Annotated in this window: 19 protein-coding genes and 2 pseudogenes; 4 read left to right on the top strand and 17 right to left on the bottom strand. The window is 40.1% G+C overall.

From position 1 onward, the window contains the following. The first annotated feature begins 34 nt into the window (after nt 1-34). Nucleotides 35-220 carry a 2-hydroxymuconate tautomerase gene (locus NPA43_RS16850; protein ID WP_003214939.1) on the top strand — a complete coding sequence of 62 codons (186 nt, stop codon included), beginning with the start codon at nt 35-37 and terminating at the stop codon, nt 218-220. A 49-nt stretch (nt 221-269) separates the two neighbouring features. On the opposite strand, the gene NPA43_RS16855 is transcribed toward NPA43_RS16850, so the two are convergent. From NPA43_RS16855 to NPA43_RS16870, 4 genes are all read right to left on the bottom strand, one after another. Next, a complete protein-coding gene (locus NPA43_RS16855) occupies nt 270-1,082 on the bottom strand; it encodes a zinc-dependent metalloprotease (RefSeq protein WP_099726543.1) in 813 nt (270 codons plus the stop codon). A gap of 224 nt (nt 1,083-1,306) precedes the next feature. Beyond that, on the bottom strand, nt 1,307-1,807 hold the full coding sequence (locus tag NPA43_RS16860) for a YwgA family protein (protein WP_099726544.1): 501 nt from the start codon (nt 1,805-1,807) through the stop codon (nt 1,307-1,309). Nucleotides 1,808-1,837: 30 nt separating this feature from the next. Further along, a complete protein-coding gene (locus NPA43_RS16865; RefSeq protein ID WP_099726545.1) occupies nt 1,838-3,139 on the bottom strand; it encodes an HD domain-containing protein in 1,302 nt (433 codons plus the stop codon). 170 nt (nt 3,140-3,309) lie between these two features. Continuing rightward, nucleotides 3,310-3,531 (bottom strand): YuzB family protein, encoded by a 222-nt coding sequence (locus NPA43_RS16870; RefSeq protein WP_230030598.1) that lies wholly within the window; start codon nt 3,529-3,531, stop codon nt 3,310-3,312. A 242-nt stretch (nt 3,532-3,773) separates the two neighbouring features. Between NPA43_RS16870 and NPA43_RS16875 the strand changes: the two genes are divergently transcribed. Beyond that, complete coding sequence (locus NPA43_RS16875) at nt 3,774-4,574, top strand: RsfA family transcriptional regulator (protein ID WP_099726547.1); 801 nt, start codon at nt 3,774-3,776, stop codon at nt 4,572-4,574. 34 nt (nt 4,575-4,608) lie between these two features. Here NPA43_RS16875 and NPA43_RS16880 read toward each other — a convergent pair whose 3' ends face one another. The 8 genes and pseudogenes from NPA43_RS16880 to NPA43_RS19310 all read right to left on the bottom strand — a co-directional run. Next, nucleotides 4,609-4,842, bottom strand: coding sequence for a DUF5970 family protein (locus tag NPA43_RS16880; protein WP_099726548.1), 234 nt, complete (start codon nt 4,840-4,842; stop codon nt 4,609-4,611). 19 nt (nt 4,843-4,861) lie between these two features. After that, a complete protein-coding gene (locus tag NPA43_RS16885; RefSeq protein ID WP_249704820.1) occupies nt 4,862-5,707 on the bottom strand; it encodes an octanoyl-[GcvH]:protein N-octanoyltransferase in 846 nt (281 codons plus the stop codon). Between the two features lie 236 nt (nt 5,708-5,943). Continuing rightward, on the bottom strand, nt 5,944-6,339 hold the full coding sequence (locus tag NPA43_RS16890; protein ID WP_099726549.1) for an SMI1/KNR4 family protein: 396 nt from the start codon (nt 6,337-6,339) through the stop codon (nt 5,944-5,946). A gap of 1 nt (nt 6,340) precedes the next feature. Next, nucleotides 6,341-6,682, bottom strand: coding sequence for a hypothetical protein (locus NPA43_RS16895; protein WP_249704821.1), 342 nt, complete (start codon nt 6,680-6,682; stop codon nt 6,341-6,343). A 12-nt stretch (nt 6,683-6,694) separates the two neighbouring features. Next, complete coding sequence (locus tag NPA43_RS16900) at nt 6,695-6,964, bottom strand: hypothetical protein (protein ID WP_099726551.1); 270 nt, start codon at nt 6,962-6,964, stop codon at nt 6,695-6,697. Between the two features lie 174 nt (nt 6,965-7,138). Beyond that, entirely contained in the window at nt 7,139-7,501 is a 363-nt protein-coding gene (locus NPA43_RS16905; protein WP_099726552.1) for a hypothetical protein, read from the bottom strand. 16 nt (nt 7,502-7,517) lie between these two features. Next, nucleotides 7,518-8,642: a pre-toxin TG domain-containing protein gene (locus NPA43_RS16910; RefSeq protein ID WP_371930244.1), complete on the bottom strand. Its 1,125-nt coding sequence runs from the start codon at nt 8,640-8,642 to the stop codon at nt 7,518-7,520. Then, nucleotides 8,643-9,148, bottom strand: a pseudogene (locus tag NPA43_RS19310) (LXG domain-containing protein); the annotation flags it as partial. It abuts the gene before it with no gap. 56 nt (nt 9,149-9,204) lie between these two features. On the opposite strand from NPA43_RS19310, the pseudogene NPA43_RS16915 reads away from it, so the two are divergent. Next, nucleotides 9,205-9,776: pseudogene (locus tag NPA43_RS16915) on the top strand (protein rep); the annotation flags it as partial. A gap of 45 nt (nt 9,777-9,821) precedes the next feature. Here the strand turns inward: NPA43_RS16915 and NPA43_RS16920 are convergent. The 5 genes from NPA43_RS16920 to pta form a co-directional block, all read right to left on the bottom strand. Beyond that, nucleotides 9,822-10,454, bottom strand: coding sequence for a hypothetical protein (locus tag NPA43_RS16920; protein WP_099726553.1), 633 nt, complete (start codon nt 10,452-10,454; stop codon nt 9,822-9,824). 25 nt (nt 10,455-10,479) lie between these two features. After that, on the bottom strand, nt 10,480-10,722 hold the full coding sequence (locus tag NPA43_RS16925) for a hypothetical protein (RefSeq protein ID WP_099726554.1): 243 nt from the start codon (nt 10,720-10,722) through the stop codon (nt 10,480-10,482). A gap of 179 nt (nt 10,723-10,901) precedes the next feature. Continuing rightward, complete coding sequence (locus NPA43_RS19315; protein WP_326839047.1) at nt 10,902-10,949, bottom strand: hypothetical protein; 48 nt, start codon at nt 10,947-10,949, stop codon at nt 10,902-10,904. Beyond that, nucleotides 10,946-11,089: a hypothetical protein gene (locus tag NPA43_RS16930; protein ID WP_230030593.1), complete on the bottom strand. Its 144-nt coding sequence runs from the start codon at nt 11,087-11,089 to the stop codon at nt 10,946-10,948. Before NPA43_RS16930 ends, NPA43_RS19315 begins: the two co-directional genes overlap by 4 nt. A 132-nt stretch (nt 11,090-11,221) precedes the next feature. Next, entirely contained in the window at nt 11,222-12,193 is a 972-nt protein-coding gene (gene pta / locus NPA43_RS16935; protein WP_249704823.1) for a phosphate acetyltransferase, read from the bottom strand. A gap of 240 nt (nt 12,194-12,433) precedes the next feature. Here pta and hemQ point away from each other — a divergent pair, with 240 nt between their 5' ends. Next, on the top strand, nt 12,434-13,204 hold the full coding sequence (gene hemQ, locus NPA43_RS16940) for a hydrogen peroxide-dependent heme synthase (RefSeq protein WP_256499091.1): 771 nt from the start codon (nt 12,434-12,436) through the stop codon (nt 13,202-13,204). The last annotated feature ends 50 nt before the right edge of the window (nt 13,205-13,254 follow it).

Consider the following 13,254-nt stretch of genomic DNA (forward strand, 5'->3'; position numbering starts at 1 on the left):
AGCGTAGCACTAAAGGAAAAAGGAGGTTTTTGCATTGCCGATTGTCACCGTTCAAATGCTTGAAGGAAGAACAGACGAGCAGAAAAGAGCTCTTGTGGAGAAAGTCACTGATGCCGTTGTCGAAACAACAGGCGCAGGTGCAGAAAAAGTCTCTGTCATTATTGAAGAAATGAAAAAAGAACACTATGCCGTAGCAGGAAAGCGAATGAGCGACCTGTAAGCATAAAAAAGGACAAGCACATAAGGTGTTTGTCCTTTTGTCTCTTATCTTATCTGTACCACGCTTTATTACGGTTCACTTGACTTTTATGAGCCGCATCGAAGTAATCGACTGTGTAGGAATAATCATAATTCATTAAGCAGACAATTCCGCTGCCTTGAGGGTCATGCGGCAAGCCAAAGTTATGACCGTATTCATGCGTAGCGGCTTTTGCTGTATTCGCTGTTCCTTGGTCAAGGTTGACAGCGAATGCACTTCCGCTCGGTGCACGATTGTAAACATAAGCAATTCCGCCAGCATCAAAGTTTGGATTTGCTGTAAATCCTGTGACAAAGTCGTACCCTCTGCCATCAAAGCTACGCTGAAGGTTTGATAGAATTTGCTCTGCATTTGATCCAGAAGACGTCCAAGATCCTACTGCTTGCACCACAAAGTCCACATCATGGTCGCGGTTAAATGTGACGTCCGCTTGCTCGATGATGCTGGCAATCCGCGTCTGCCAATCACTATATTTCGCGCGATACTGCGCATCAGCAACTGCATAGACTGTCACTTTCTGACTGCCTGTACTTGCTTTTGTTGAAATAGAATCTCCTGTATTGGCCTTAAAGGTTCTGGAGCCTACCTGCTTACCAGACTCATCTAATACCTTTGTTGTGACATCTCGTTCAATTGGAGGTGCTGTCATCAAATCTTTAAAATCATTTGCCTTTGGCAACCCCTCACTAATATGTGTTTCGAACGGCGCATGACCATGATCATGCCCATGACCTGCACTCGCTACTGGCGCTGAAGCTGAACTTACCCCCGGTAACAAACTACCTACCAATAAAAATGACAAAAAGACTGAACGCTTTTTCATCCCTATCCCTCCTTTGTTTTTTCACAAGGTTATATATTCACTGAAAATTCGATATTTTCCTTCTATTCAGTCAAAAACAGGGAATTAGATACACAGGAAGAAAGTCGAATCACGTCATATTCACTAATTTTTCGGATATTCCGGCACACATTTTATCGAAAAATAGCGCTTTGGTCTGGGTCTTCCAAAACAAAAAGAGCCCAAAAAGTCGGGCTCTTGTCAAATTAGTTCAGTTCGTTCAACTGATCGATATAAGCTAGGGCAGCCTCAAATTCTTCGTCCGTATAGCGCTGCTTGCTTTTAATGGTGAAGACCTTTTCCTTCACCTCATGTTGAGGCAGGTCATCAAAGTATAAAATCGTTGAGACGAGCTCAAGGAAACGAGACGATTGCTCGTTCATCTGCTTCGTCAGCACTTTGAGGTCAGGCATGTCCACTTCACACTGATCGAGAAACTCTTTCCCATTGTCCGTCAGCGAATAGCGATATTGATAGTATCCGCCCTTTTTTTCCTTCATTTCGTCCAAGAATCCAAGGTTGCACAGCTCTTCAATTCTGAGCGTCAACTCCTCTGAATAGGGGCCATAAAAATGAAAATCGTATTTCTCGTAAAAAGGCAAATCTAGCTTTTTTGCTATGTAAATCATTTTTTGCAGCTTTTTCCGTCCAACGATTTCCCCTGATTCAGAGAACACCTTCATCAACTTTGCATGCTCTTTCAACAAATTCCCGACATCTCCTTTTTCAGTACTTCCTTATCCCAATCCAAGCAGCTTCATGATCGCCTTCTTTTCTTCAGCTTTTTCCGACATATCTACAATTAAGTCCATCGGGAAATAAAGTTTATGATCGGTTCTTCGTTTACCGGAAATGGCGTCAACAATATCTGACTGTCTCGACAGTTCTTTAATATGACCACTTTGCGTTAAGAGGTGAATAGGCAGCCTCTCTTCTTCCTCCCCCGGTCTGTAGAAGTCATAGGGCAAGTCAGAGGAAGAGTCGACCACTAAATAATAGTCAGGATCAATGCCTGCCTCCTTGAACAAGGCGGTCAGCTTGAAATATTTCGTCATTTCTTCATTTGGATTAAACTCTGTATATTGGAACAATCGGCGGTTCATAAAACGGCGGCACAAATCAGCCAGCACATGATCTTCTTCGTCTTCCCACGCCTGAAAATAAAATAAGACAATGGATTCATCCAGCTTAATATAATCCTCTGTGGTGACATTCCCTTCAAAAATCGAATAAAAATGAACAGGGGCATGTGTAAACATATAGCCGGTTTCATGCAGCTCTTTGGCTCGATGGAGGATTTTCGTTAAAATGACTTCCGCACTGCGTGTCACTGGGTGGAAATAAACCTGCCAGTACATTTGATAGCGGCTCATAATATAATCCTCTACGGCATGCATCCCGCTCTGCTTCATCACAATCTGATCTTCTCTCGGACGCATCACTCGCAAAATACGCTCCATATCAAAGTGGCCATAGCTGACGCCTGTATAGTAGGCATCACGCTGCAAGTAGTCCATTCGGTCGGCATCAATTTGACTTGAGATCAAACTGACAACCTGTTTGTTTTGATAGGTTTTGGCAATGACTTCCGCCACATGCTTCGGGAAATCATCACTGACCCGGCGAAGCACTTCATTTACTTCCGTTTTCCCTAAAATAATATCTCTTGTAAACAATTCATGATCTAAGTGGAAGACCTTTTCAAAGGAATGAGAAAATGGACCATGACCGAGGTCATGAAGCAAGGCGGCACTGAGTACAAGCTCACGCTCCCCTTCATCCCATTCAGGTCGACCTTTAAACACATCATCGACAATTCGTCTCACAATCTCGTATACACCGAGTGAATGATTGAATCGGCTGTGTTCTGCACCATGAAACGTCAAGTAAGTGGTTCCTAGCTGTTTAATTCGTCGCAGGCGCTGAAATTCTCTAGTTCCTATTAAATCCCATATTAATGCGTCCCGTACGTGAATATACCGGTGCACAGGATCTTTAAATACCTTTTCTTCAGATAATTTCCCTTTTGGATACGCCATCGTTTCGTCCCTCTTTTTTAAGACGTGTTTCTATTATATCGGGTAACTTTTCCCGAAAACATCCTTGAATTTGCTGGTGAATGTGTTCTCAAAGATTACACGGACGTAAAAAGCCCGACCTGACAGGGACGGACCTCTTTTTTAGGTCGACTGAACACATTCAGTGACATTTATTTGACTTTTTTTTGAACCTTTTCGATTAACTCATCTTCTGTTGGTGCGGATAATGGGCGATTGTTCACAAACGCAAAAGCCTTTTTTCGTCCTGGACCACAATAGGATTGACAGCCAATCTCAATTTTTGCATCAGGGTCAACCGATTTGAGTCGAGGCAATAACGTCTTCAGGTTCGTCGCATCACAATCGTCACATACGCGAAACTCATTAGCCATGGTCTTACGCTTCCTTTCAATGATGAAACTTCATTCTATATGAAACAGTTGGACAACCAAGAGTGAATAATATACCACCCAACATTGTACATCGAAGCGGCTGGACTTGCAAGATGCATTGTAACCGCCGATACGTGTTCATATAAAAGCTAGTATTTTCCACTATCCTTTTAGCAAACTTGTATAAACCTTCTTCAACTTGGCTAATCTAATACCATCAAATCATATGGGGGTTTAAACACATGTCAAAACAAAGACAAGATGCTTGGTCAGAGGAAGATGATCTCCTTCTGGCAGAAACCGTCTTACGCCATGTCAGAGAGGGCAGCACACAGCTGAACGCGTTTGAAGAAGTAGGAGACAAACTGAACCGCACCTCAGCGGCATGCGGTTTTAGATGGAATGCTGTCGTGAGGCATCAATATGAAAAAGCCTTGGCACTTGCCAAAAAACAGCGAAAGCAACGAATGCGTGCACTCGGCAATGGCCAGCCTGCGAAAAAACGATTACTCTATCAGCCGCAAGTAGAAGAAACGATCATACAGGAGGAATTTTCTGAGGAGCTGGAACCAGCAAAGGAAGAAACGTTTGCACCAGCAGCTGAAACAGCTGAACAGCTTCAGTTTGTCGATAAAAGCTACAATGAAGAGTTAGCTAGTTTATCACATTTATTGTCACAGGCTTCCCACGGTGTCGAGAAAAAACCAGAAGCCAATCCGTTTAGGCAGCGTCAGGAATTAACCATCGAAGATATCATTGATTTCTTACGCCGCTATGAAGGCGATGGACAGCAATCCTCTGCCTTACGTATGGAAAACAGCCGGTTAAAACGAGAAAATAACGAACTATCACATAAAGTCTCGCAGCTAGAGGCTGAAGTGAAAAAGCTTGAAAAGGATCAGCTCACGATTCAAGAAGATTATGAAACACTCGTCAAAATCATGAACCGTGCAAGAAAACTAGTTTTGTTTGAAGATGACGACAATGCCGCACCAACCTTTAAAATGGACCGGAACGGCAACCTTGAAAAAATGGCAGAATAACAAAAAGTGCTCCCCACCTGCGGGAAGCACTTTTTTATATATCCAAAAATAGCATCACACTAAAAAGGACATTGATCAAAAACACGAACATAAAGATATACCTGACCTGTCTCACCTGAAAATCACCAAAAATAAAAATAAAAAGCCCTGCGATGCCAAGTGTCAATACAGGCTGAAGAAACGGCACGAAAAGCGAAATGCCGTAGCCGGCTCCTATGATGACAGGAAGCCATAGTAAATAGAGGTAACTGCCGTTTTTTGATTTCACCGGAATCCTCCCTTTCTTTTTACGAAAACACCTTCTCATTCCGCTCAATCATCCGCGTCATGTTTTTTTCAAATTCCAGCTGTTCTTCTGCGTTCAGTCCTGATGCTGTCAGTTGATCACTCAGCTTTTGAAGCTCTTCTAGTAAAAGACGCATGAGAAGCGTACAATCGATTGGTTCACCAATTAACTCTGATAAAGATGCCATCGTATCAGGCTGTATATCGGGAAACACTGCCTTCACTTCTTGTCGTTTATCCTTTAAGGCGGCGTTATAAAAACGACGGATCAAATCGGCACGCTCACGCCCGCTTCCATCTGCACACAAATAGATTTGCACAGCGACCCCTCCGCGTAATCTGCGCTGAGAAATGCCTGCAAATTTCTTTCCATTGATGCTTAAATCATAGCTGCCTGGACAGTAAGAGCCGACAATTTCATAGGCTTCAATCTCCGCCTCATACATTGCCAGCATCCGGCGGATCAATTCGACCATCGCATCATATCCTCGGTCAATATCAATGCCCTTCTTTTGTTCCGCAAAGATTAAAGACACATTCAGTACGCCTTCATCCAGCACAACAGCAAGACCGCCTGAATTGCGCACAATGACGCGATATCCCTCTTCCTCAAGAAGCTTTACACCATCTTGGAGAAATGGAAGCCTTGTATCCTGAATCCCAAGAACGATCGTATTGTGGTGCACCCAAGAACGTGCTGTGGCTGGTGAGAGTCCTTTCCCAACCGACGCACAAAGCGTATCGTCCATTGCAAAGGATTGCTTCGGGTCCACATAAAGACCAAGGCTCGATTGATCTATGATTCGCCATGTCGGCTGCGTCAGTAACTCAATAGGTTCATTTTTCATGTCCTGCATATCCTCTCGTTCATAAACTGTGTTTATTATAACATGGAGGGAGAATGAGAGAGAAAAAAGCTCTATGACAAGGAACGTCACAGAGCTTTTCAACTGGATGCTTTGGTTTTTTTGTTCTTCCTTTTCGCGATGAAATAAACAGCTGTAATTAAAATGACAGGAACCCCAACCACGAGGCATGCAGCGATCAATGTGTTCCACGGCAAATCGATCATCTCCTTAATAGACTAAACTTCTATGAAACAGCCCTCATTTACCCAGCTCAACAAGTCTTCAGCCACCAATTCCGCATGCTGAGGATCCATCACACCAGCATCGACGATCCACACTTTTTTCTCCTCTTCAGCCTGCCGCATGAGAAGTACTCGCCCGCCGCCATCGTCACCAATGGCTACATAGCCGCTGGCATAATGATGGACTTCCCACGTTGCATTGCGTTCCACTATGTCCTCAGTTCCGTATAAAAGCAGGTCGCCTTCAATGGAACATCCATTTGTCTGTTTTAGCAATGCTTTATATGCATGGGGCAGCACCATGTTTAGCTGGGATTCTGCCTTTTTGATGTGTATGTCACTTGCTGGTTTATTCACGTGAAGATTTGGGTTTTGAGGTAAATTGAGCATTTTAAGAGCCTCCTCTAGCAGTTGATTTTTTCATCACCCTTTTATACAAACGGAGGAGCATTTTTAAAAGAAAATAGTAAATGACCACATTGAGTATAAAACCCCACAATAGAAATTCAAAAGTATGATGTCCGTGCAGAACTAGCCAATCAATAGGGAAACCGCGATAATCAGCATCTGAGTAAGAAACTCCTCTAATCAAAGCTGTTCCTATAACAATAAGAATACTGATACTTAATAGCCAGTTGGATGTTTTTTTATTTTTGTTTTGTTTATGTTCCATAGGCATTCCTTTCTCTGTTTTACTGCCCAATACAAGACTTGATTCCAGTACTACAGACAACCGTCCTATCTATTACAGCATTTCTTTAAGTAAACTCTCTGCTTTATGTAATTCATCTAGAAAGGGGTTTAGATAGTCATTATAACTATCCAAATAAGCTCTTACCCCGCCAATGATCACAATCTTTTGGAGATCTTCATTGTTCTGAATGATCCTTTGTGCATTTTTATATCTTTTGTATATTAATTGGAGAACACCTTGATTGATTTCTTGTGAATATTCTTTTTCTAGGATGTTGATGATCGTTTGGATTTGTTTCGTTAGTTGTTGTTTTTTGTTCATTTAATGCTCCTAAAGAATCTGCATTTTTTATTCTCTTATCAATTTAACAAGCCATCCCTGAGTGTATCTGATCATTATCGTTCTTCAGCAGGTATACCGATTCAACTATTATTATATTTCAAATAACCCTTAAAAGTTTATAGACTTTCAAGGGTTTAAAGACATCATTTCATACTAATAAATATCAAGTCGTTGACAATTAAAACTTATAAAATCGCCTTCATTTATATCTCCCGGTATATTGTAATCCAATTCTAATAAGAGTCCGCCCACTCTCACTTTTTCATCACGCTTATCAATTAATTGTCCTAAGAAACTATAGCTAAAATTATCATCTAATTTTTCAATTCTATACTCTGATATTTCAGCTTTCACTAGGTCTGACACATCTAAACAATAAATAGGCTCTAATAGTTCATTTTCTTCAAGGTAATTTAATGGTTGAGCAAAACACATTATTTCCAGTTCACCATCTGTTACAATCACTTCAGCTTCTGAAGCTTCTTGTGAAATCCAGTTTATTTTTTTTATTTTCAATACGATCACCCTTTTTTTACTTCTTTGTTTTTATCCCTAAACTTGGTGCTTTTTTAGAAAGTTCTTTAACGGATTTTATATGAAATGTGGTGATATTTCCTGTTTTTCTATCGAGCCCAACAAATCCGTATTTTGCACTTCCCTTTCCACCAACAATTCTCACATATCCATTCAGTTCTGGTACATATTGGCCCTTCTGAACGAGGTGATTTGCATCTTCAAGATAATTTTTGATATTGTATTTGTTTTTGCCCATTGCCCCCATTATCTCTTTACTATGCTTTTCGAAATGAATAATAGCTTCATCACCTTTGAATTTAATCAGTTCACCCGTACCCTTTCTTGTCTTCTCAACCCTCTTCACCACATTCTTCCATTGATCAATCTTAAAGACATACTTCCCGCCTTTAATGATTTTCATAAATGGGATGATAGAGGCTGCGGATAGGGCTTGGTCGGTGCTGCTGATGTTTTTGCTGGTTTCAGGGTCTTTGCCTGTGACGGCTCGGTATCCGTCGTAGATGCCGCTGTATTCTAGGATGATGTTTTCGGCAGTTGAGACGTTTTCACCGTCTAGTATGCGTTTGGCATTTCCGTGGCTGCGGCTTTCTGGGATGTTGTCGACTTCTTCTATTCTTACTTCGCCGTTTGCGATATACGTTCGAATGATTTGTTTATTGACGTAAACGGTGTATCTCCCGCCTATAAAATCAATGTCCGACGGATCTGTGACTACTTCATCGGCGATGTCGAATTCTTTTAGCTTTTCAATGCCTTTTACGTTATATAGTGTACCATTTACGACCCTGATGTCTCTATGAATCTTATATTTCCCGCTTACCGCTTCCCTTTGTAATATCATAAGCGATGGATCGTTTGCTTTGATTTGCTTGTTGATGTTTTTATGGGTGTCACCCCGAACAACCGTATCCACATTCGCCTGTTCTTTCTCTCTCAATTTCTTCAGCATGATCATCATCGGATTGTCTTTCGGGTTGTCTATTTTGTCATTCAATCCTCTGATTGTGCTGCTTCCTTTTTCTTCTTTTGTGTCTTTGAAAATAGATCCCTTTTGATAGCTGGTGATCTCGATTTTTGGGCCGGTGAACATGGTGCTTAAGGTGTTTATGTATTGCTTCATTGTTTGCAATGCACTTGCTGTTTCATTCATAGCACTTGTTTGTTCTCTGTCAAAGGCATGAAGCAGTCCAATGGTTCTGGAGGTCTCAAGCCATGCTTTTTGATAGCTTTGTTGAAAGGCAGACTCGTCTACATGAGGCAAATGAACGATATGACTGACCCTGCCAATCGCGTGGCTTACATCTGTTTCGATGTCAGAAATCGCTCGCTCCGCTTTTTTCAAACCTTGATCAAGTTCGTGTTCGATAAATGTTTGTGAAATAAAACCGTGCTGATTTGATTCAAGGGCATGAAGTGCCTGCTTTGTTTTTTTAAGCGCAGAGCTGTATTCCTCAATGACGACCTGAAAGAATTGCAAAAAGGAATATGACATTCTGTATAAAACGCTCGGATGGCTTGTCCTGCCTCTCCCTTTAGTGCATCATAAAGTGAGATGATGTTTTGTGATTGCTGCTTTAATGTATTCAGCGTTTTGTTGAGTTCTATGATTTGTTCTTTTTTATGGATATGTCTGCCTTTAACGAATAAAAAGCTGTTGTAAAACCGATGATAGCTCCAGACATCCTATGTGTGCGTGGCGAAGGTCATTGAAAATTGCTTATTACAACAAATTGACCGTTGTAGAAGCCAATCGGCAATATAAGCCCGCATGGATGCTTCTCACGTTAACAGAAAAAAACGTTGAGGGCGATGATCTGCAGACCATTTCGGATATGATGAAAGGCTTTAATAGATTGATGAAATATAAAAAAGTTAATTCTGCGGTGCGTCGGTATTTCAGAGCTTTAGAGATTACGAAAAATCATGAAGAAAATACATATCATCCGCATTTTCATGTGTTAATGCCTGTTCGTACTAATTACTTTGGTAAGAACTATATTAATCAAACAGAATGGACATGCCTTTGGAAGCATGCCATGAAATTGGATTATACACCAATCGTACACGTGCAGCAGGTTAAAGGAAAAAAGGAATCGATGCGGAAGCGATTGAAAAAGAAGTCTGCAAGGAAATGGAAGAATAGAAAGCCATTTTAGAGATTTCTAAGTATCCAGTGGATGATGAAGTAGCCAATGAGACGTTTGAAGTCATGGCACATTGGTATGTTGGTATTAAAAATTACATAATTAAGTAGAAAAGCAGGCTAGAAGATAGCCTGCTTTTCTATGTTGTTTCATATTTATTTTTTTGCTACACAAGATACAGTTCCTAAAGGCATATATATTGATCCTACGAATTCTCCTTTAAGATAAACTCCTTTTTTATATTTATTGCAAAGATTAAGACCACTTATCCCTAGAGTAGCAACTGCTATAATTAACAATGATAAGGCAGTTGGGTTTAATCCCAGTTTCATTCTAATTAAGCCTGAAGCCACTCCGAATATGCCACCACTAAAATTTGTAACATCGTTTATTCTTTGTATTTGTTTTTGAGAAATGTAAATACCACTTGCTTTTTTAGCTAAAGTTGAGATTTCTCCGTTATCTATGATTCTTGAGTTTAATGAATTATTTTTTTGGTTTTCAGGATTTTCAATATAGGCTTTGTAATCTTGGTATACTTTTTTTTCTTCAGTTGTAAGAGATGCGATTTTTTTGTTGCTATTATTTTTTAAGTCTTGAAAATCAATCCCTTTAGAAACCATTTTTTCTAGTGTAACTATTAATTTGTTAAATTCTTTTTCAAATTTTACTACATCTGTTTGTGTTTTGTTTGATACTTGTGCATGTGCGTTGGTAGGTGAAATTGATAATGATAGTGTTGCGCATAGGAACACTAAACTTAAAAATAAAATCCCGTATTTTTTCATAATATACTCCCCGATCCTTTTAAGTTTATTTTATACTTCGATGATTTTTATCATTTTTCGTGTTTTTTGTTTTTCTGAATAAGAAGTCACTCATGAAAAATATGATTAAACCAACCATCAAGATCATAAAATATAAATTAAATCCTGTTTCCTTAAAAAATGAATATAAAGAACTTATAGATAATGCAATTAGATAGAATACAAATGCTATTCCTGCTGCTTTATCTGTGTACTTTCTTTCTTCTTCTGTCAATTTTTTAAAAAACAATGTCATTACCCCCTTAATAATTACACAATAGTTAATTTATAGAAATAGATATCTTGTATATTTAAGGTTATTTTAAACAAAATGATTTTCTTAGAATACTTTATACAGTTTTGGCGAATATCGTTAGATTTTATCATACTCACATGTGAGTGTATAAGTGGACTATTGTCATGAATGTCTTATTTCCAAAATTTCCACCACTTTCTTTGTTGAGCTGCAGCAATCATTTTTTTGTTTCAATGGATTCTTTCAAAGCGAGCATGAGATTTTCATCTCGCTTTTTTTGTTGTTCTTCAAATTGTTCGAGTCGTTTTAGGATGGCCCGGTTGAATTCTTCTTGTCTTTTAATGAGATCGGCGTCAAACACCCTTATTCCTCAAATAGCCCTCCGTTATTTTACCATTTCCTAGCACGAGAGGCATATGATTGAAAACGAATTGAATTCACATAAAAAAGCTAGCTTCGTTTTAACACGAAGCTAGCCTCTTGGATGATTATATTATAGTGCTTGAGCTGCTGTAATAAGCGCAAGGTTGTAAACGTCTTCGGCATTACAGCCTCTTGAAAGATCGTTTACTGGCTGGTTTAGACCTTGCAGGATTGGACCTACAGCTTCAAAGTTACCTAAGCGCTGGGCAATTTTGTAGCCGATGTTTCCAGCTTCGAGGCTAGGGAAAACAAATACGCTAGCATCGCCTTTGATGACGGAATCTGGTGCTTTTTTCGCTGCCACTGAAGGAACGAAAGCTGCATCGAATTGGAACTCCCCATCAAGAACAAGCTCAGGTGCTTTTTCTTTTGCAATGCGAACCGCTTCAGATACTTTGTCTGTTTCGTCTGATTTTGCTGAGCCTTTTGTTGAGAAGCTAAGCATCGCTACACGTGGTTCAATGTCAAACATTTTTGCTGTGTTCGCACTTTCGATTGCGATTTCAGCTAAATCTTGGCTGTCTGGTGCAATGTTGATGGCACAATCAGCAAACACATATTGCTCTTCGCCGCGAGCCATGATGAAGACGCCAGATGTTTTCTTTACGCCTTCTTTTGTTTTAATGATTTGAAGTGCTGGGCGCACTGTGTCAGCAGTTGAGTGTGCCGCACCGCTTACAAGGCCGTCTGCAAGACCTTTATACACGAGCATTGTACCGAAATAGTTTTCATCCAGTAATGCTTTTCTTGCTTGCTCTTCTGTTGCTTTGCCTTTACGTCTTTCTACGAAAGCTTGTACAAGCTCTTCAAAACCTTCATATGTATGAGGATCATACACGTCAACACCGTCAAGTGTAAGACCTAATTCTTTTGCTTTTGCTTCAACTTCTTGTTTTTTACCTACAACAATCGGCTGCAATACTTTGCCATCTGCTAATTTTTGAACGGCTTCTAGAATGCGTTCGTCCATTCCCTCAGGAAAAACGATCTTTACGCCTTTACCTGCAACCTTTTCCTGAACTGTTGAAAAAATATCTGCCACTTCAATACCCTCCTTGATTTTACAAAAAAAGCGTTCTCTTTTAAGCATACTCTTCTTCTACATAAATTCAAACTACCAACTTACATTATAGCGCTTACAAATTAAATTCTTATTTTTCAAACTAATTAAATCAATTTCCATAAAAGCTGTTTTCTTCGTTCAAGTTTTGATCACATCTTCATGTGGACAAACTATGTTATAGTTGGAACAGATGGAAAACTGTAAATAGGAGTGAAGGAAATGAGCGAACAACATACAACAAATGAAGCAGCTCAAACACTAGACGGCTGGTATGCGCTGCATGATTTTAGAACAATTGACTGGACAGCTTGGAAGATGCTCACAAGCGATGAGCGTCAAGCCATTATTCATGAGTTTACAGGTCTAATGAAAAAATGGAAAACAGCTGAGCACGATAAGGCTGGAAGCCAAACAATCTATAGTATTGTCGGCCAAAAAGCAGATATTATGCTCATGATTTTACGTCCAACAATGGAAGAACTGAATGAAATCGAACTTGAATTCAACAAGTCACGACTAGCAGAATTTACGATTCCAGCCTATTCGTACGTGTCAGTTGTTGAACTCAGCAACTACTTAGCAGGAGGCGGCGATGGCGGGGATCCTTACGAAAACCCACATGTACGCGCGCGTCTATACCCAGAGCTTCCTTCTTCTAAATACGTGTGCTTCTATCCAATGGATAAAAGACGCTCTGGCAATGACAACTGGTACATGCTCTCAATGGATGAGCGTAAATCTCTCATGAGAAGTCACGGTTTAATTGGGAGAAGCTATGCTGGGAAAGTAAAACAGATCATTACCGGGTCAGTCGGTTTTGATGATTATGAGTGGGGCGTCACCCTTTTCTCTGACGATGTTCTTCAATTCAAAAAACTGGTTTATGAAATGCGATTTGATGAAGTCAGTGCACGCTACGGCGAATTCGGTTCCTTCTTTGTTGGAAACCGATTGGCAAACGATCAGCTGGCGTCATATTTTCATGTATGATAAACTCCTAAGGCTTCGGATCTCTCCGAAGCCTTTTGATGAACCATCCA

The organism is Bacillus pumilus, assembly GCF_024498355.1.
Classification (GTDB): domain Bacteria; phylum Bacillota; class Bacilli; order Bacillales; family Bacillaceae; genus Bacillus; species Bacillus pumilus_P.